The sequence below is a fragment of the Methylobacterium sp. 092160098-2 genome, from assembly GCF_028920805.1.
Classification (GTDB): domain Bacteria; phylum Pseudomonadota; class Alphaproteobacteria; order Rhizobiales; family Beijerinckiaceae; genus Methylobacterium; species Methylobacterium fujisawaense.
This window is the reverse complement of record NZ_JAQPZJ010000001.1, coordinates 3,844,504-3,863,264: the sequence shown is the minus strand read 5'-3', so window position 1 is coordinate 3,863,264 and position 18,761 is coordinate 3,844,504. Positions and strand designations below refer to the sequence as shown.

The 18,761-nt window shown below is 69.0% G+C and carries 16 protein-coding genes and 1 tRNA gene; 7 read left to right on the top strand and 10 right to left on the bottom strand.

Annotation, left to right across the window (positions count from 1 at the left end; all coding sequences use genetic code 11):
* Positions 1-3 precede the first annotated feature (3 nt).
* A complete protein-coding gene (locus tag PQI07_RS18145) occupies positions 4-1,152 on the top strand; it encodes an ABC transporter permease (RefSeq protein ID WP_274927125.1) in 1,149 nt (382 codons plus the stop codon).
* A 45-nt stretch (positions 1,153-1,197) separates the two neighbouring features.
* On the opposite strand, the gene PQI07_RS18140 is transcribed toward PQI07_RS18145, so the two are convergent.
* Positions 1,198-3,414 (bottom strand): sensor histidine kinase, encoded by a 2,217-nt coding sequence (locus PQI07_RS18140; RefSeq protein WP_274927124.1) that lies wholly within the window; start codon positions 3,412-3,414, stop codon positions 1,198-1,200.
* A gap of 58 nt (positions 3,415-3,472) precedes the next feature.
* The gene (locus PQI07_RS18135) at positions 3,473-3,811 is read right to left on the bottom strand and encodes an Rdx family protein (RefSeq protein ID WP_251982208.1); all 339 of its coding nucleotides are present in this window, start codon (positions 3,809-3,811) and stop codon (positions 3,473-3,475) included.
* Between the two features lie 258 nt (positions 3,812-4,069).
* On the opposite strand from PQI07_RS18135, the gene PQI07_RS18130 reads away from it, so the two are divergent.
* Positions 4,070-4,144 (top strand) — tRNA-Val (locus PQI07_RS18130).
* Between the two features lie 157 nt (positions 4,145-4,301).
* Positions 4,302-5,834: an acyl-CoA carboxylase subunit beta gene (locus PQI07_RS18125; RefSeq protein ID WP_043379941.1), complete on the top strand. Its 1,533-nt coding sequence runs from the start codon at positions 4,302-4,304 to the stop codon at positions 5,832-5,834.
* A gap of 38 nt (positions 5,835-5,872) precedes the next feature.
* Here PQI07_RS18125 and PQI07_RS18120 read toward each other — a convergent pair whose 3' ends face one another.
* The 3 genes from PQI07_RS18120 to PQI07_RS18110 form a co-directional block, all read right to left on the bottom strand.
* Positions 5,873-6,334 carry a hypothetical protein gene (locus PQI07_RS18120; RefSeq protein WP_043761209.1) on the bottom strand — a complete coding sequence of 154 codons (462 nt, stop codon included), beginning with the start codon at positions 6,332-6,334 and terminating at the stop codon, positions 5,873-5,875.
* A 76-nt stretch (positions 6,335-6,410) separates the two neighbouring features.
* Positions 6,411-6,965, bottom strand: coding sequence for a tellurite resistance TerB family protein (locus tag PQI07_RS18115; protein ID WP_274927123.1), 555 nt, complete (start codon positions 6,963-6,965; stop codon positions 6,411-6,413).
* Positions 6,966-7,166: 201 nt separating this feature from the next.
* Positions 7,167-8,087, bottom strand: a complete 921-nt coding sequence (locus tag PQI07_RS18110; protein WP_043379947.1) for a metallophosphoesterase — start codon at positions 8,085-8,087, stop codon at positions 7,167-7,169.
* A gap of 186 nt (positions 8,088-8,273) precedes the next feature.
* Between PQI07_RS18110 and hemC the strand changes: the two genes are divergently transcribed.
* Entirely contained in the window at positions 8,274-9,197 is a 924-nt protein-coding gene (hemC, locus tag PQI07_RS18105) for a hydroxymethylbilane synthase (RefSeq protein WP_053610721.1), read from the top strand.
* A gap of 207 nt (positions 9,198-9,404) precedes the next feature.
* Here hemC and PQI07_RS18100 read toward each other — a convergent pair whose 3' ends face one another.
* From PQI07_RS18100 to PQI07_RS18085, 4 genes are all read right to left on the bottom strand, one after another.
* Positions 9,405-9,533, bottom strand: a complete 129-nt coding sequence (locus PQI07_RS18100) for a hypothetical protein (protein WP_257787419.1) — start codon at positions 9,531-9,533, stop codon at positions 9,405-9,407.
* A 21-nt stretch (positions 9,534-9,554) separates the two neighbouring features.
* The gene (locus PQI07_RS18095; protein WP_274927122.1) at positions 9,555-10,625 is read right to left on the bottom strand and encodes a phytoene/squalene synthase family protein; all 1,071 of its coding nucleotides are present in this window, start codon (positions 10,623-10,625) and stop codon (positions 9,555-9,557) included.
* A complete protein-coding gene (locus PQI07_RS18090; protein ID WP_274927121.1) occupies positions 10,606-12,129 on the bottom strand; it encodes a phytoene desaturase in 1,524 nt (507 codons plus the stop codon). The genes PQI07_RS18095 and PQI07_RS18090 overlap by 20 nt, the downstream gene beginning before the upstream one ends.
* A gap of 73 nt (positions 12,130-12,202) precedes the next feature.
* Positions 12,203-13,837: a hypothetical protein gene (locus tag PQI07_RS18085; protein ID WP_274927120.1), complete on the bottom strand. Its 1,635-nt coding sequence runs from the start codon at positions 13,835-13,837 to the stop codon at positions 12,203-12,205.
* Positions 13,838-14,114: 277 nt separating this feature from the next.
* Between PQI07_RS18085 and fcl the strand changes: the two genes are divergently transcribed.
* From fcl to PQI07_RS18070, 3 genes are all read left to right on the top strand, one after another.
* Positions 14,115-15,086 (top strand): GDP-L-fucose synthase, encoded by a 972-nt coding sequence (gene fcl / locus PQI07_RS18080; RefSeq protein WP_274927747.1) that lies wholly within the window; start codon positions 14,115-14,117, stop codon positions 15,084-15,086.
* Between the two features lie 75 nt (positions 15,087-15,161).
* Positions 15,162-16,184, top strand: a complete 1,023-nt coding sequence (locus PQI07_RS18075) for an SGNH/GDSL hydrolase family protein (RefSeq protein ID WP_274927119.1) — start codon at positions 15,162-15,164, stop codon at positions 16,182-16,184.
* A gap of 3 nt (positions 16,185-16,187) precedes the next feature.
* The gene (locus tag PQI07_RS18070; protein WP_043379961.1) at positions 16,188-16,865 is read left to right on the top strand and encodes a GDSL-type esterase/lipase family protein; all 678 of its coding nucleotides are present in this window, start codon (positions 16,188-16,190) and stop codon (positions 16,863-16,865) included.
* Here the strand turns inward: PQI07_RS18070 and ilvD are convergent, their stop codons facing one another.
* Entirely contained in the window at positions 16,866-18,695 is a 1,830-nt protein-coding gene (gene ilvD / locus PQI07_RS18065) for a dihydroxy-acid dehydratase (protein ID WP_043357638.1), read from the bottom strand.
* Positions 18,696-18,761 lie beyond the last annotated feature (66 nt).

Below are 18,761 nucleotides of genomic sequence, written 5' to 3'. Positions count from 1 at the left end.
GCCATGAACGACGCGCTCCCCGCATCGGGACATTTCGTCGATCCGGCCCCCTTCGAGCCTGAGGCCAGGGCCGAGAGCCCGGTCGCGACGGCGTCCGCCTGGCGGCTGATCCTGCGTAAGTTCCTGCGCCATCGTCTGGCCGTGGCCTCGGCCCTGATCCTGCTCGCCCTCTACGCGATCGTGCCCTTCGTCGAGCAGCTGGCACCCTACGGCCAGGCCCGCCGCAACGGCGACTACCTCTATGCGCCGCCCCAGGGCGTTCACCTGTTCCATGCGGACCGCTTCGTCGGCCCGTTCGTCTATCCCTACCGGGCCCATCTCGACCTCGACACGTTCCGCCGGGACTACAAGGTCGACGCGTCCGCGCCGCAGCCGTTGCGGTTCTTCTGCCGGGGCGACAGCTACGATTGGCTCGGGCTCGTCCACACCGACTGGCACCTCGTCTGCCCGCCGGAGAACGGCACGCTGTTCCTCCTCGGAACCGACAAGCTCGGGCGCGACCTGTTCTCCCGCATGGTCTACGGGGCCCGGATCTCCCTCACCATCGGCCTTGTCGGCGTGGCGATCTCCTTCACCCTCGGGCTCTTCTTCGGCGGTATCGCGGGCTATTTCGGCGGCGTGGTCGATGCCGGGGTGCAGCGGCTGATCGAGGTGGTCCGGTCCCTGCCCGAGCTGCCGCTCTGGCTCGCCCTGTCGGCGGCCCTGCCGCCGAACTGGAGCCCGCTGCTGATCTTCTTCGGGATCACGGTGATTCTCGGGCTGCTCGACTGGCCCGGGCTGGCCCGGGCGGTGCGCGGCAAGCTGCTGGCGCTGCGCGAGGAGGATTTCGTCCAGGCCGCCGAACTCATGGGCGCCTCGCCGGCCCGGGTGATCGGCCGGCACCTGATCCCGAACTTCATGAGCCACCTGATCGCCTCGGCGACCCTGTCGATCCCGACCATGATCCTCGGCGAGACCGCCCTGTCGTTCCTCGGCCTGGGCCTGAGACCTCCGGTGACCAGCTGGGGCGTGCTGCTCAACGAGGCGCAGAATCTTGCGGCGGTGCAGCTCTACCCTTGGCTGCTCCTGCCGGTCCTGCCCGTGCTGGTGACGGTGTTGGCCTTCAATTTCATGGGCGACGGCCTGCGCGACGCGGCCGATCCCTATCACTGACGGAGGCGGCCGTCCCCACGCGTACGGACGGGCGCCTCGAAACCCCTAACCCGCGAGCGGCAACGGTGCGATCCGTGTCGGTGCGGCGACGCCCTTGCGCTCGAGTAGGCCCGGCGGCGGCACCGGGGCGTCGATGGTGCAGACCACGCCGGTCGGCTCGTAGCTGAGGACGACCTCGCCGGCGAGTTCCCGGGCGAGGCTGCGCTCGATCAGACGCGAGCCGAAGCCGGTCCGCGTCGGCTTCTTCACCGGCGGGCCGCCGCGCTCGGACCACCGCAGCGACAGCTGCATGTCCTCCGCGCGCCGGACGGTCCACGAGATCTCGACCACGCCGCCCTCCGCGGAGAGCGCGCCGTACTTCACGGCGTTCGTACCGAGTTCGTGCAGGGCCATGGCGATGGACAGCGCGAGCCGTGGCGGCAGACGCAGGGCCGGTCCCACGACATGGAACCGCGAGTCCCGGCCGGCGCCGGCCTCCAGAGGCCGGATCGCGTCCGCCACGACCGCGGAGAGTTCCGCGCCCTCCCAGCTCTCCCGCGTGAGGACATCGTGGACCCGCGCCAGGGCCAGGAGGCGCGCCTCGAAGGCGGCGCGTGCCGCATCGGCCTCCGCGCCCTCCAGCCCGCGCAGCGACTGGGCGGCGATCGACTGGACCGTCGCCAGGGTGTTCTTCACCCGGTGGTTCAACTCGTGGATCAGGAGCAGCAGGTGCTCCTCGGCATTCTTCGTGTCGGTGATATCGATGTTGCAGCCGGTGTAGCCCAGGAAATTCTGTCCGTCGTCCAGCCGCGGGACACCCTCGCACTGGAGCCAGCGCACCGCCCCCGTCCGGTCGATCACCCGGGCCTCCGTGCGGAACGGGATCCGGGCCTCGAAGGCCTCCGCGAAGGCGGTCCGGAAGCCGTCCAGATCATCGGGATGGACGATCTGGTGCCAGCCATCGTCGTTGAACTGGTTGGCCGGCAGCCCGAACAGGTGCTCGAAATGAAGATTGGCGAAGCTGACCGCCCCGGTCTCGTCGGTCATCCAGATCAGGGCCGGCGCCGAATCGGCCATGTGCCGGAAGCGCGCCTCGCTCTCGCTCAGGGCGCTCAGGCCGCGCTTGGTCTCCGCCAGCGCCCGGTCGCGCTCCTCTTCCCGAGTCCGCAGCCGGAGCGAGGCCTCGGACAGCACGACGGCGAGTCGCTGGATCTCGTGCACCGGTGAGGACACCCGCGGGATCGCCTCGCCCCGGGCCAGGGCCGGCCCGGAGGCGGCCAGCAACCGGAGGGGGCGCGAGACCCGCGACCACAGATTCACCGCCAGGAGTGACGACGTGGCGAGGACCAGCAGGCCGAAACCGGCGAACGCCCAGATCCAGCGCCGCACCCGCGCATCGACGACAGTCTGCGGGATGCTGGTGGCGACCATCCAGCCGGTGAGCCGCGAGCGCGCTTCGATCACCACCACCGGCTTGTGCTGGCGGTCCTGGCCGTCCCAGACGCCGGGCGTCGCCGACTGCACCTGTCGAAGGCTGGCAAGGCGCGGCTTGCCGACCACCGCCTCGGGATCCGGCAGCCGGGCGAGAACGATGCCGGCCCGGTCGCTGATGCCGGTGGTCCAGCCCGGGACGACCTCACGGGACAGGATGCCTTGGAGGCGCGACAGGGGCACCGTGAAGCTCAGGATGTAGCCGACCTCGCCGTCGATCATCACCGGCACGCCCACCGCGTAGGTCGCCTCGCCCGGCATCGGACCCGGCACGTAGCCGCTTACCATCGCCCGTTGCGTGCCCCGGGCGAGGTCCTGATCGAAGGGGAACGCGACGATCGGCATCGGCGCCCCACGGGGAACGCCGGTGTTCACCACCTCCTGACCGTTGGGCCGGCGCAGCAGGACGTCCAGATCGATCGATTCGCGCACCAGACGCGCTTGGGCGTCGAACGCCTCGAAATCGCCCTGCCGGATCCGCGGCGAGGTGGCCAGCGTCTGGAGCACCGAGACCAGACCGGCGGTGTCGCGGTCGAGGGACAGGCCGATGCCGCGCACGTTCTCGCGGGCGTCCTGCTCGAAGCGCGCCCGCTCGGCAGAGGCGTAGCGCATCAGCAGGATGCTGGTGAACAGCAGGCCCGGGCCGATCAGCGCGATCACCAGCGCGATCAGGTAGACCTGCGTCGAGAAGCCGTTCCGCCCGAAGCGATGCAGCCGCCGCGACAGCCACGACCGGCGCGCGGGGATGACCGCCGGGACGCCCGCCCCCTCGGCTTGGTGATCCGGACTCAAGCGGGGTCCGTCCCCGGCCCGCAGTGCCCCGCAGGCGCCTTGCCGTTCCCTCGCCTCATCATCGGTCGATATGGCCGAGATCGCGCGCCGGGTCGAGGTGGTCGCGCACGCGTTGCTTCAGGGTCTTCACGTCCGGGAAGCCGCCGTCCCGCACCCGTTCCCAGAGGAGCGCATCGCCCAGCGTGATGCGGAACAGGCCCCCCGAGGCTGGGACGAGGGCGACCTCGCCGAGATCGTCGCGAAAGGTTGAGAGGAGCTCCTGCGCCATCCAGGCTGCCCGCAGCAGCCAGTTGCACTGGGTGCAGTAGGTGATCGCCACGCGCGGCCGATCAGGCCCCGTCGCGCAGGCCGCCGTCACGTCGCTGCCCTGTCTCGCGCCCGCTGGCCCATCGTGCATGGCCCCACAGCGCACCGGGCCGCGGGCCTTGTCAACCTCGCCGGCGCCCGTAGTGGCGCGCCTGCCGCCGGCGACGGCCGAACCCGGACTCGGCAATCCGGGACGCGGAGGCGCTTCGCCGGCCCGTCTCCGTGCGGCAAAGATCGTCGGCCGCGCTTGACGTCCCGGGCCGCCGCGCTCTAGAACGCCGGCCACCGGGTTGCGGCGCCCTCGAGGGCGAGCGGCTCGATCGCGTGCGTTGAAACGGCACGCCGGTACGGACGGTTAGCACAGCGGTAGTGCGTTCCCTTCACACGGGAAAGGTCGCAGGTTCGATCCCTGCACCGTCCACCATCCCGCTCCCATCCCCAGACGGTCTGATCCCGCGGGCCACCGTGTCGGTTTGCCGCCCGAAATGCGCGTGCTAAGGGCGCTCGATCGGTGAACGCATAAGCTTGGACCCGGCCCGATCCGGGTCGCAGGTCGCGGCAGGGGAAGGGCGGGAACAGCCATGAAGGATATCCTCGACAAGCTCGAAGAGCGGCGGGCGCAGGCCCGGCTCGGCGGCGGTGAGAAGCGCGTCGAGGCGCAGCACAAGCGCGGCAAGCTCACGGCGCGCGAGCGGATCGAACTCCTCCTCGACCACGGGTCGTTCGAGGAATTCGATATGTTCGTGCAGCACCGCTCCACCGATTTCGGCATGGAGAAGCAGAAGATCCCGGGCGACGGTGTCGTCACCGGATGGGGCACGATCAACGGCCGCACGGTCTTCCTGTTCTCCAAGGACTTCACGGTGTTCGGCGGCTCCCTGTCGGAGGCGCACGCCCAGAAGATCGTGAAGGTCCAGGACATGGCGCTGAAGATGCGCGCCCCGATCATCGGCATCTTCGACGCCGGCGGCGCCCGCATCCAGGAGGGCGTCGCGGCGCTCGGCGGCTACGGGGAGGTGTTCCGCCGCAACGTCATGGCTTCGGGCGTGATCCCGCAGATCTCGGTGATCATGGGTCCCTGTGCAGGCGGCGACGTCTATTCGCCGGCCATGACCGACTTCATCTTCATGGTCCGCGACACGAGCTACATGTTCGTGACCGGCCCCGACGTGGTGAAGACCGTCACCAACGAGGTCGTCACGGCCGAGGAGCTCGGCGGCGCCAAGGTCCACACCACCAAGTCGTCCATCGCCGACGGCTCGTTCGAGAACGACGTCGAGGCGATCCTGCAGATCCGCCGCCTCCTCGACTTCCTGCCGGCCAACAACACCGACGGCGTGCCGGAGATCACGAGCTTCGACGACGTCAGCCGCATCGATGCATCCCTCGATACGCTGATCCCCGACAATCCGAACAAGCCCTACGATATGGGCGAGTTGATCCGCCGCGTCGTGGATGAGGGCGACTTCTTCGAGATCCAGTCCGCCTACGCCCGCAACATCATCACCGGCTTCGGCCGGATCGAGGGGCGCACCGTCGGCTTCGTGGCGAACCAGCCGCTCGTGCTTGCGGGCGTCCTCGATTCGGACGCCTCGCGGAAGGCCGCGCGGTTCGTGCGCTACTGCGACGCCTTCGATATCCCGATCGTGACCTTCGTGGACGTGCCGGGCTTCCTGCCCGGCACGGCCCAGGAATACGGCGGCCTGATCAAGCACGGCGCGAAGCTGCTCTTCGCCTATTCGCAGGCGACCGTGCCGCTGGTGACGATCATTACCCGGAAGGCCTTCGGCGGCGCCTACGACGTCATGGCCTCCAAGCACGTCGGTGCGGACGTCAACTACGCTTGGCCGACCGCCCAGATCGCCGTAATGGGCGCGAAGGGCGCGGTGGAGATCATCTTCCGCAGCGAGATCGGCGACCCGGAGAAGATCGCGGCCCGCACCGGCGAGTACGAGGACCGCTTCCTGTCACCGTTCGTGGCGGCCGAGCGCGGCTACATCGACGAGGTGATCATGCCGCACTCGACCCGCCGCCGGATCGCCAAGGCCCTCGGCATGCTCCGCACCAAGAAGATGGAGCAACCCTGGAAGAAGCACGACAACATCCCGCTCTGACACGGGCGCGGTGGCCGGCGGCACGCTCCGCCGGCCTCTCAACTGCGGTCGCTGTTCTCGATCACCGCGCACAGGGTCAGCGGACCCTTGTCGGGCGACACCATGGCCGAACAGGTCACCCGAGCGCCGCCGAGATCGACATTGCTGTGGCGCAGCTTGGTCGCGGTGGCCTGGGCCCGGTGCGCGGCCTCCGTGATGACGGAGGCATCGATGCCCGTCACCGCGTGGCCGGCCTTGCCGAACACGTCGAAATAGCGATCCGGCGGAGTGGCGCCCCGATATTGGGCGCCGACCGACGAGTGGTCCGGTCCGCCGCAGGCGAGGGTCAGGGTCATGTCCTCACCGGCCGTGAAGCTGGCATAGTCGCTCCGGCGATCCGTAGTCTTGGCCGCAGTCTCGCCGGTCACCTTGTCGATCAAGGTGTCGCAGGATTGCGCCCGGGCCGTTCCTGAGCCGGCCGCGAGAAGTGTGAAGACGATCAGGGGGAAGAGTGCGCGCATTCCCCCGAGGTAGCGCGACGGCGCGCAAAGGCGAGCCAACCGGCGCTTCGGCGCCTCCGACCCGCCATGGTCCGGATCAGGCGGATTCGCCCCGCCGCGTGTCGAGAGCGGCCCCCGCGCCGGCGAGAAGCCGTCGCTTCAGGCGGGCGATGCCCTCGCGCTGCAACTCACTCGGCGGAGAATGCGCGCCAGCCACCTGGGTCAGCATCGCGATCAACTGCTCCCGCTCGGCCGGTGTCAGCGCGTCGCGCAGCAGCGGAGCCAGCGCGTCGGCGACGTGCGAGAAGGGAACCCGCGCCTGCATGTAGCCCCAGGCCCGCTCGAAGGTCGCCGAGATCCGCTCCACCCCCAGGGGCGTCTCCATGTATTCGAGGATCCGCGTCTTCTCGCTGGCGGTCAGGGGGCTGCCCGTACGGACCAGCTGAATCATCAGGATGATCGCGGCCAAGCGGGGATCGCGGACACGCTGCAGCGGCGTTCCGACGAGGTTCTCGAAGGTGGACACGGCGCGGCGCTGGAGCCCCTTCGTGTCCCGGTTGACCTCCTGCAGACCCTTGACGGTCCCGTGCGTCCGCAAGATCCAGAACAGTCCCGCAACGATGAGACCGATGAGGCCGAGCAGGATCGGCATGAACGTCCCCAGATCGAATCGATGCGGGACGGTCCCATGCACATCTCGATGTGTCAAATTGCCGCCGAAAGCCTCCGGGCACCGGAATTCATCCTCTGATCCACAGAATTCCGATCGCATGACTTGCGCGCGGCTGGATTGTGCTTCGACGATCCATCGATCGTCTGACAGTCGAGCGGCGGTCCCGCGAATGCCCCGCGCTCAGCTGGCGGCTGTTACCGCGTCCGTCTTGCCGAGTTCGAGGAGGACGATCTCGGGAGGGACGCCCATCCGCACCGGGATGCGGCTCATCCCGAACCCGCCCGAGACGATCATGTGGCGGCCGTCCTGGATGACATGGCCGTAGGAATAGTCGTGTCCCTGCACCTTGCGGATCGCGGGGGCGTGGCCGAACAGGCGAATCTGGCCGCCATGGGTGTGCCCGGCGAGGGTCAGGGAGACGCGGTCGGGCACGGCGACGAAGATGTCGGGCTCGTGCGCCATCAGGATCACGGGTGCCGAATCGGTGATCGGATCGAGCGTTCGCGGCAGGTCGGCCAAGCTGAACGTGTTCCACGCGTCGAAGAAGGGCTGTTGGTCGCCGAGACCGGCGAGCCAGAACGGCCGGCCGTCCTTCACCAGGCGCACCGCACGATTCTCGAGAACCGGGATACCCTGTGCCTCCAGCAAGCGCCTGACCGCGGGCACGCCGCGACCGTTCCTCTGGACCGTATGGTCGTCCCACCAATCGTGATTGCCGAGGATCGCGTGCGTGCCGAGGGGCGCCTTGAGTTCGGTCATCATCCGGGCGAACTGATCGAGCGGCAGCTTGCGCCACGCGATCCGCCCGGCCGGATAATCGCCGAGCAGAAGCACCAGATCCGGTTCGAGCGCGTTGGTCGCTTCGACGATCTGCGCCACCCGGTCGAACGGCATGAACGGCTCGCAGATGTGGAAATCCGCCAGGACCGCCACCCGTAATTGCAGCGACGGATCCCACCGCGGCAGGGTCGGCGCATAGGATGTCACCACCAGCCGATGCAGCGGCTCGATGTCGAGGGCATAGACGCCGGTGGCGGCGGTGATGCCCGCGCCTGCAGCGAGCCCCGTCAGGACTTGCCGTCGGCTCGGCATGATCAGCATCGCGACAACACCCGTTGGCTCCGAACTACGCCGGTGTCCCGCTAGGAGCGCAGTCCGGCGAAAGCGGGGCAAGACTGGATTTCACGATCGCGCTTTGCCGCTTCGAAACCGCGAGACGGACCATGGCCTGCCGCCCCGCTCGGTTTATAAGGCAGTGTCTCGTCCAGCGAAGTGATCCGGAACCAGATGTTGAACCGCCCCCTGCGCATCGGCACCCGCGGCTCTCCGATGGCGCTCGCGCAGACCGGCATGGTGCGGGACCAAATCGTCGCCGCCAATCCGGGCCTGGAGACCGAGTTGGTGGTCGTGACCACCGTGGCAGACAAGATCCTGGACCGGCCGCTCTCCGAGATCGGCGGCAAAGGGTTGTTCACCAAGGAACTCGAGCAGGCGCTGTTCGCCGGCGAGGTCGACGTCGCCGTGCACTCGATGAAGGACGTGGAGACCTGGCTTCCCGACGGGCTCACCATCGCCTGCATCCTCGAACGTGACGATCCGCGGGACGCATTCCTGTCGCCGCACGCGGACGGTCTGGCGGGGCTGCCGGCGGGCGCGCGGATCGGAACCTCGTCGCTGCGCCGCGGCGCGCAGGTTCTGATGCGGCGGCCCGATCTCCGGGTCGTGCCGCTGCGGGGCAACGCCAACACCCGGATGCGCAAGCTCGAGGCCGGGGAATGCGACGCGACGCTGCTCGCCCTGGCGGGCCTCCAGCGCCTCGGGCTGGAAGACATGGCCCGCAGCGTCCTGTCGGTCGAGGAGATGCTGCCGGCCGTGGCACAGGGGGCACTGGGCATCGAGTGCCGTACGGACGACGCGGTCATCCGCGACCTCCTGGCGCCCATCGCCTGCGCCCGGACCACCATCGCCGTGTCGGCCGAGCGATCGCTGCTCGCGGAACTCGATGGATCCTGCCGGACGCCGATCGCCGCCCTAGCGCAGATCGACGGGGATGTCCTGCGGATCGACGGCTTGCTGTTCCTGCCCGACGGCAGCCGCCACTGGTCCGCGTCCCGACAGGGGCCCGTGACGGATGCGGAGCGGATCGGCCAGGAGGCGGGAGCCGCCCTCAAGGCGGCTGCCGGCGACACCTATACCCGTCACCTGCAGTAGAAGACGGGCCGCAGGACCCACCCTCCCGATCGCCCTCACGCAGGCCGGTGCGGATGGCGACCGGCCGCCGCCCTGTGGCGGGGAGCGTGACGTGCTGGAGGGCGAATTTGGGGCCTGACGTCGCCCGTCGCTGACAGAGCCCGGATCCGCCGACGGGCGCTTTCAGCGCCTGGCCAGTCGGCCGGGACCTGTGCGGTGCGGATCGCCTCAGTCCGGCTTGCGATCGCGATCACGCCGGATGCTGCGGCGGACCACGATGAGCTGCCAAATCCCCACCCCGAAAGCCAGGGCGAAGACGAGGCCGATATCGAAAGCCGCGAACAGCCCGTCGCTCACCGATGTCCTCCAGGCCGCAGGTCAGGACGGCGCCGAGCGGCCGAACGTCTCGCGCTCACGCATCCGCTCGATCAGATCGAGGACGTGCACGACCCGGCCGCCGACATCCCACCACGGCCGCAGCGCCGGGCGCCGACGCGCCGGCACGAGCGGCTCGCGCGCGACAGCCTCGATCAGGAAGGCGGCTTCCGGCAGTGAAGGCCCGCCGAGGCCGGCCGCGACCGCGGGCGTGCGGGCTGCGCGGGCGATCAGAACCAGCTTCCGTGCCGTTCCGACCCGGGCGCGGTGCTGGACCGAATCGTAGTCGTGCGCCGCCACCACGCGGCCGATCTCGGAATAGATCAATCCGGCCGCCCGGATCGACGACCGGCAGCCGCGCGGCAGCGCTGCGATTCCGGCCTCCGCGCGGGTATAGAGGACGTCCGCTTCGGCGAGGAGGCGGGCCACCACCTTGGCCAGCGCCGGGCTCGGCCGCGGATCTGCGAGGAATGCCTCCGGATCGAGCCCGGCCGCATCCATCCAGTCCAGCGGCAAATAGAGACGGCCCATCCGGGCATCCTCGCCGACGTCGCGGGCGATGTTGGTGAATTGCATCGCGGCGCCGAGGTCGCAGGCGCGGGCCAGGGCGTCCGGTTCGCGGGTGCCCATGATCAGCGCCATCATGGCACCGACGGAGCCGGCGACACGGGCGGCGTAGGCATGGAGCGCCCCCAGATCGGCGTAGCGCCGGCCTTCGGCGTCCCAGGCAAAGCCTTCGATCAGGGCACGCGGCAGGGCCTCCGGGATCGCGTACGTGGCGACGATCTCCGAGAAGGCCCGGTCGGCGGGAGCGTCGGCGGGTCGCCCGGCATAGGCACGGCCGATGCGTGCCTCGAGGCGGGCCACGGCGTCGCGTCGTCCGGCCGGATCGGCCGCGTCGTCGACGAGGTCGTCCGAGAGTCGGCAGAAGGCGTAGAGGCCGTAGGCCGCCTCGCGGACTTCGGCCGGCAGCAATTGGCCGGCGGCGAAGAAGCTCTTCGAACCGGCCCGGATCGCGACCCGGCAGGCGGTGCGGTCGGCCGCGGCGGCGAATTCAGGCGGTAACGCGGGCATCGGGGACCACGCTGTCGAGAATACGGGCAGAGGAGAGCACGCCGGGCAGGCCCGCACCCGGGTGTGTGCCGGCGCCGACCAGGTAAAGGTTGCGGACGGTGTTCGACCGATTGTGCGGCCGGAACCACGCCGATTGGGTCAGCACCGGCTCCAGACCGAAGCCCGAGCCCCGGTAGCTCAGGAAATCGTCCTGAAAATCCAGAGGGGTCGTCACCTTGGACGTGACGATGGACTCCGACAGGCCGGGCATCACACTCGCCTCCAGCATGGCGGCGATCCGGCGCCGATACGGTTCGGCAAGCGCCTGCCAATCCTGGCCACCCGCGAGATTCGGCACCGGGGCCAGGACGTAGAAGGCGTCGCATCCCGGGGGGGCGAGGCTCGGGTCGGTGGCGGTCGGCCGGTGCAGGTAGAGGCTCGCGTCCTCGGCCAAGACCTTCCGGTCGAAGATGTCGGCCAGCAGTTCGCGGTACCGCGGTCCGAGCAGGATCGTATGATGATCTACCCCCGGATACTGCCGATTGGTGCCGAAATACCAGACGAAGAGCCCCATCGACGAGCGGGCCCGCCGAAACCGGGTGCGGCTCCAGCGCTGCGCTTCCGGCAGAAGACTCGCATGCGTCACGGCCGAGTCGGCGTTGGAGACCACGAGGTCGGCGCCGATCACCTCGCCGCTGGTCAGTACGACACCCGTGGCAGCGCCCTCCTCCACCTGGATGCGCGCGACGTCGACGCCGAGGCGGAGGCGGCCGCCCTGTGTCCGGATCAGACGCACCAAGCCATCGACCAGCTGCCCGGTCCCGCCCATGGCGAAGTGGACGCCCCAACGCCGCTCGAGATCGGCGATCAGGCAATAGATGGCGCTGGCTCGGAACGGGTTGCCGCCGATCAGCAGCGGGTGAAAGCTGAACACCGTGCGCAGCCGCTCGTCGCGGATGAACCGCGCCACCACCTCGTAAACGGAACGGTGTCCGGACAGGCGCAACAGGTCGGGTGCGATCTTGAGCATCGATCCGACACTGCCGAAAGGCACATGACCGAGCTGCTCGAAGCCGATCCGGCAAACGGCCCGGCTGTGAGCCATGAAGCGCTCGTAGCCCGCGACGTCGTCCGGTGCGAAGCGCGCGACCTCGGCGCGCATGCGATCCACGTCGCCGCTGTACGCGAAGGATGTCCCGTCGGCGAAGCGGATCCGGTAGAACGGATCCATCGGCACCAGCGTCACATCGTCCGCGAGCTGGCGACCGGCGAGCTGCCAGAGTTCCTCGAAAAGCTGCGGGGCCGTGACGATCGTCGGACCGGCATCGAAGGTGAAGCCGTCCTGCCGATGGACCCGGGCACGGCCCCCGGCCTGGGCCAGGCGTTCGAGGACGGTGACGCGGTAGCCCCGCGCACCCAAACGGATCGCGGCGGCGAGACCCCCGAAGCCTGAGCCGACGACGACGGCGTGCGGACGCCCATCGATCGAATGCGCAAGCCTGTGGTCGACCGCGAGTGTCAGCATTGGTTGACACTACTGCGGCCTTTCACCGACGCGCAAGGTCGAAGTGCCGTCCGCCGTGCCGGGTCCCAGTCGTTCAGAACTCACCGGCCAGTCCGGCGCGGACGCCGACGGCGTTGTCGCCGCCATAGGCCATGCCGGCCGTGACCGCGATCGGGACGCAGCAGGTCGGCAAGCGGTGCGCCACCGCAAGGCCGCCGGCCCACTCGCCCCGATAGGTTGCGCCATTCGTCGCCCAGGTGGTCTTGCCCGGCGCGGACGGCATCGGCGCGGTCGCCATCGCGATGGCCATCGCCACGCCCTGCCGGGCCTCCTTGCGGGTCTGGATGGCGTAGCGCTGCACGGAATCGGTCTTGGCCTCCAGCGCGTTGACCTGTCCCTGGACCGAATCGATCCGGTTGCCGAGACCTGCGATCGTCGACGGCCCGTAGGCCGAGGCCGCAAGGTTACCGCTGGCATCGGTGGTCACGAAGGCCGTCGCTCCGCTCTGAGCGGCAGCGCTCGCCTGAGATGCGACGCCGGCCAGCCGGTAGGTGTTGGCGGAATTGCCGATCGCCACTTGGTTGGCTTGCGTGGTCTTCACGTTGGCGCCGATGGCGATCGTGTTGGCTTGGTCGGCGGCAGCCCCGTTTCCGAGCGCGACGCTGTTGTTTCCGGCGGCCGAAGCGGCCGCGCCGATGGCGGTTGAACCTGTCCCGGTCGCGCCGGCGACGAACCCGAGCGCGGTGCTCCCGGCCCCCGACGCCGCAGACGCCGTACCGATGGCCGTTCCGCCGAGGCCCTGAGCGCTCGCCGCAAAGCCGAGGGCGACGCTGCCGGTATTCGCCGCGCTCGCGCCGGTGCCCACGGCGGTCGATGCCGAACCGGCCGCACTTGAACCGGCGCCCGCCGCGAGGGCGTCGGCGCCGACAGCGATCGGGGCGGCCAAGCCGCTGGTGTTGTTGGCGGCGACGCCGGTGATGCTGGACAGCTGTGAGAGCCTCAGGTCGGTGATTACGGTCTGGCCCTGGGACTGCGTGGTGGTCCCTGTGACGATGTAGAGACCCTGATTGGCGCTGGCGGCTGCTCCGCTTCCCGCTGTTCCGCCGACGGCAGTCGCACTTCCACCGGTCCCGACGGCAGTCGCACTTCCACCGGTCCCGACGGCAGTCGCACTTCTACCGGTCCCGACGGCAGTCGCACTTCCGCCGGTCCCGACTGCAGTAGCACTTCCGCCGGTCGCGACGGCTGTTCCACTTCCGCCGGTCGCGACGGCAGTCGCACTTCCACCGGTCCCGACGGCTGTTCCACTTCCGCCGGTCCCACCGACGGTCACACTTCCGCCGGTTCCGCCGGCGGCTCCAGTTCCGCCAGTTCCGGTTCCGCTCGCCGTCCCGAGGTTGAGACCGGTGCCGAGCAGTCCGTCGCCTGGGCCAGTCGTGCCGACGACCAGACCGGTTCCGAGGACGCCTCCGCTCGTGGTCCCGACGTTGAGGCCGGTCCCGACGATGCCGGTCCCGGGAGCGGTGGTGCCGAGCGTCACGCCGGTGCCCAGAATGCTACCCGTGGTTGTGTCCAGGGTGCCGCGAAGAAGCTGCGCCTGGACCGGTGTCGTCTGCGCCGTGCAGATCAGGAGGCCGGCGGTGAGCGGGATGGTCGGCGTGATCCACCAGCGGGGGACGGCGAGCCAGGCAGCCCGGGCGCGAGCCGGCACGAGGGTCGAGGGACGCATCTGGAACTCCATTGCTGCGCAGCGGGACGGGGTTCCGAACCGGCCATGCAACTCAGCGATCAGCGAGCGGGAACAGAATGCATCTTCTAGTGGAATGATTAACGCTAACTTTCGGTTGTATTGATATCGGAAGTGCCCGCACAGATAGGTGTTCTCCCGGCGGCCGAGGGGGTACCGGCAGCCGCCTCAGAAAACGCGTGTTTGCGCGGCGATATCCCGACGGAAAGGGGCTATAGGGGCTTGGAAATCCGAGCTTTCGGCAGGGAACGGACGCGTGATGGACGGTCGAGGTCAGACCATTTTCGTGGCGGGCCATCGGGGCATGGTGGGCTCGGCGATCGTGCGTCGGCTGCGTGAGCTGGGCCACAAGCGCATCCTCACGGCCGACCGCCAGAGTCTCGACCTTCTCGATCAGGCGGCGGTCCGTCGCTTCTTCGCCGACAACCGCATCGATCAGGTCTACCTTGCGGCCGCCAAGGTCGGCGGCATCCACGCCAATAACACCTATCCCGCCGAATTCATCCACGAGAACCTGCTGATCCAGTCGAACCTGATCGACGCCGCGCACACGCACGATGTCGACCGGCTGCTGTTCCTCGGCTCGTCGTGCATCTACCCGAAGCTGGCCCCGCAGCCGATGCGCGAGGACGCGCTCCTGACCGGGCTTCTGGAGCCGACCAACGAGCCCTACGCGATCGCCAAGATCGCCGGGATCAAGATGTGCGAGAGCTACAACCGCCAATACGGGCGGCGCTACCGCAGCGTCATGCCGACGAACCTGTACGGGCCGAACGACAACTTCCATCCCGAGAACGCCCATGTCCTGCCGGCGCTGATGCGCCGCCTGCACGAGGCGAAGGTCGAAGGCCGCCCGTCGGTCACGGTCTGGGGCACCGGCCGGGCGATGCGCGAGTTCCTGCACGTGGACGACATGGCCCGCGCCAGCGTCTTCGTGATGGAGATGGACGACGGGGTCTATGCGGCCAACACGCGGCCGGACCTGTCGCACATCAATGTCGGCACCGGCGAGGATTGCACCATCCGGGAGTTGGCCGAGGCGCTGGCCCAGGTAATCGGCTACGCAGGCCAGCTCGACTTCGACGCCACCAAGCCCGACGGGACGCCGCGCAAGCTGATGGACGTGTCGCGCCTCAGGGCCATGGGCTGGCGGCCGGAGATCGGCCTAGAGGACGGGCTGCGCCAGACCTATGGATGGTTCCTCGAGAACCACGCCTCGATTCGGAGCTGAACGGCCGCGCCGGCGCGGCCGCCTCATCCTTTCACTCCATCGCCACCGACCATCCGCTCGGGGAGGAGACGGTTCATGGCCCATCGGCCACCCGATGACAGCGCCGACGCGCGACGCCGAAAGTTCCTGCAGAGCTTCCAGAACTTCGACGCGAACAGCCGGTTTCCCGCACCGTACGTCCAGTTCGCCGGCAAGCCGCTGACGGTCGCGGGGGGCCAGGATTGGCGCTACGACGCCCTCGGGTATCGCAACGACGCGCATGCGGATACGCGGCCCTCATCCGAGACGCTGCGGGTCTTCGTCGTCGGCGACAGCACCCTGATCGACGGACAGGTCTTCGCCGATACCGTGCCGGGGCGGCTGGAGACCGGGCTGAAGCAGGCCCATGGGGCGGGGGCGCGCGTCTACAATTTCGGCGCCGTCTCGGCCTGCCTGAATCAGATGATCGCCCTGGTCACGACGCGGCTGATGGATCTTCAGCCCGATGTCATCCTGATCGTCGGCGGAGCGACCGACATCTTTCAGCCCTGGAGCTTCGATCCGCGGGCCGGCGTTCCATACAATCACTTCGCCAACGAAAGTCTCTACGATTACTTCTTCGACCCGAGGAAGAGCGCAGAGGACACGGTAGCACTATCCTATGACGGCCTGCAGGCGATGATCTTCAACCGTCTCGAGAATCTGCGGGCGCTGACGAACTGGCAGTCCGAGATCTGGGAATGGGAGGTCGTGCGGCAGTTCGAGCTGGCGCTCAGGCGGCTCGCGCGGCTCGCTCCCGGCATCGGTGCCCCGGTTCGGTTCCTCCTGCAGCCCACGATCGTCCGCAAGGGCGCGCCCGTCGGCACGGAGGCGGGCACGGCCTCCGACGCGTTCCTGGCCTATCTCGACCGCCAGTATGCACGTTTCGAGGGCGTTCTCGGCCGGCTGGATACGCGGGATTCAGCCTTCGCGGCCCGGGACCTCAGCCGCCTGTTCGAAGGCGACGCCCGAAACCTTTTCACGGACATCGTTCACGTGACCTCAGAGGGCCGCCAGATGATGGCGGACCGCCTCCAGGCGGAGGTGGCCGAGACCCTCGGGACCGCGACGCCGGCCTGAACCTTGCGCGAACCGATCGTCTTCATCGGGGATTCGATCACCGAATTGTGGGGCTTCCACCGGGCCGGCACCTTCGAGGCCTACAACCTGATCCCCCGCGGCGGGTCCGGTCAGACGGCCCGCTGGATCACCATGCGTTTTCGGCGCGACCTCGAGGAAACGCGAGCCCGGGGCGTGCATCTTCTGTGCGGTGTGAACGATATCGGCCGCAACGAGGGCTTCTTCGTCCCGGCCGACGAGATCGCCCGAACGCTCGCCGGCATGCTCGACGAGGCCCGTGCCATGGGCGTGAAAGCCTGGATCGGCTCGATCATGCCCGCCGCCAGCATCCCCTGGAATCCGGAGGTGCGCGACGCGCCGGCGATGATCGCGGCGGTCAATGCATGGTTGCGAGACCATGCGCACGAGCACGGCGCGACATTCATCGACTACCATGCGGTGCTGGCGACCGAGACAGGCGGACTCCGGCCCGAATACGGCACCGACGGGCTTCATCTGAGCCCGGCCGGATACGCCGCCATCGAGCCGCTGATGCTCGCCGCGCTCGGGCGCATCCCGCCGCCGACGCCCGGAGGGGTGGGGCGGGGCGCAGCCAAGGTCCGCCGACGGTGGATCGGTCTTGCGGTGGCGGCGGCAGCGCTCCTCGGTGCTGCCGCCGTTCTGGTTCTCGGCGCCCGCTGATCAGAGCCGGCGGACCGCCCCGTGGGCCGCGCTGGTCGTCAGCATGGCATAGGCACGCAGTGCCGTACTCACCTTGCGCTTGCGCGGGGTCGCCGGCTGCCAGCCCGCCGCGTCCTGCGCGATCCGCCGCCGATCCAGCTCCGCCTGATCCACGTCCAGATGAATGCGCCGGTTCGGGATATCGATGGCGATCCGATCGCCGTCGCGCACGAGGCCGATCAGGCCGCCCTCGGCGGCCTCCGGCGAGACGTGGCCGATGGACAGGCCCGAGGAGCCGCCGGAGAACCGCCCGTCGGTGACGAGGGCGCAGGCCTTTCCGAGCCCTTTCGATTTCAGGTAGCTCGTCGGATAGAGCATCTCCTGCATGCCGGGGCCGCCGCGGGGCCCCTCGTAGCGGATCAGCACCACCTCGCCGGCCGTGACCTTGCCGTTGAGGATGCCGTCGACGGCCGCGTCCTGGCTCTCGAACACCCGCGCCGTCCCGGTGAAGGTCAGGATCGAGGCATCGACGCCTGCGGTCTTCACGATGCAGCCCTGCTCGGCGAGGTTGCCGTAGAGGACCGCGAGCCCGCCATCCTGCGAATAGGCGTGCGCGGCATCGCGGATGACGCCGCCTTCCCGGTCGAGATCGAGTTCGTCGAAGCGGGATTCCTGGCTGAAGGCCACCTGGGTCGGCACGCCGCCCGGGGCCGCCCGGTAGAAGGTCTGGACCGACGCGCTCGGCGCGGCGCGCACGTCCCAGCGGGCAAGGGCGTTGCCCAGCGTGCCGGCCGAGACGTTGCCGACCTCGGTGTCGATCAGACCGGCCCGGTCGAGCTCGCCGAGGATCCCCATGATGCCGCCGGCCCGGTGCACGTCCTCCATATGGACGTTGGCCACCGCAGGGGCGACCTTGCACAGCACCGGCACCCGCCGGGACAGCCGGTCGATATCGGCCATGGTGAAGGGCACCTCGCCCTCGTGCGCCGCCGCCAGCAGGTGGAGGACCGTGTTGGTCGAGCCGCCCATGGCGATGTCGAGGGTCATGGCGTTCTCGAACGCCTTGAAGCTCGCCACGGCGCGCGGCAGCACGCCCGCGTCGTCCTGCTCGTAGTGGCGGCGGGCGAGATCCACGATGAGGTGACCGGCCTCCACGAACAGGCGCTTGCGGTCGGCATGGGTGGCGAGCACCGAGCCGTTGCCCGGCAGCGCCAGGCCCAGCGCCTCGGTGAGGCAGTTCATGGAATTCGCCGTGAACATGCCCGAACACGATCCGCAGGTCGGGCAGGCCGAGCGCTCGATCACCGCGACATCCTCGTCGGAGATGCGGTCGTCGGCTGCGGCGATCATCGCGTCGACGAGATCGACCTTCCTGGCGATGCCCGGCAGCTGGACCTTGCCGGCCTCCATCGGGCCGCCCGAGACGAACACCGTCGGGATGTTGAGGCGTAAGCTGGCCATCAGCATGCCGGGTGTGATCTTGTCGCAGTTCGAGATGCACACCATCGCGTCGGCGCAATGCGCGTTGACCATGTACTCGACGGAATCGGCGATCAGCTCCCGGGACGGCAGCGAGTACAGCATCCCGTCATGGCCCATGGCGATGCCGTCATCCACCGCGATGGTGTTGAACTCCTTGGCGACGCCGCCGGCGGCCTCGATCTCGCGGGCGACCAGCTGGCCGAGATCCTTGAGGTGGACATGGCCGGGCACGAACTGGGTGAACGAGTTCACCACGGCGATGATCGGCTTGCCGAAATCGGCATCCTTCATGCCGGTGGCGCGCCAGAGGCCGCGGGCGCCGGCCATGTTGCGGCCGTGGGTGGTGGTGCGGGAACGATAGGCGGGCATCGAGAGCTTCGACTGGTTCAAAGGTGAAAGGCTTCTGCGCCGGTGCTCGCGCCTCTGCAAGCGTCG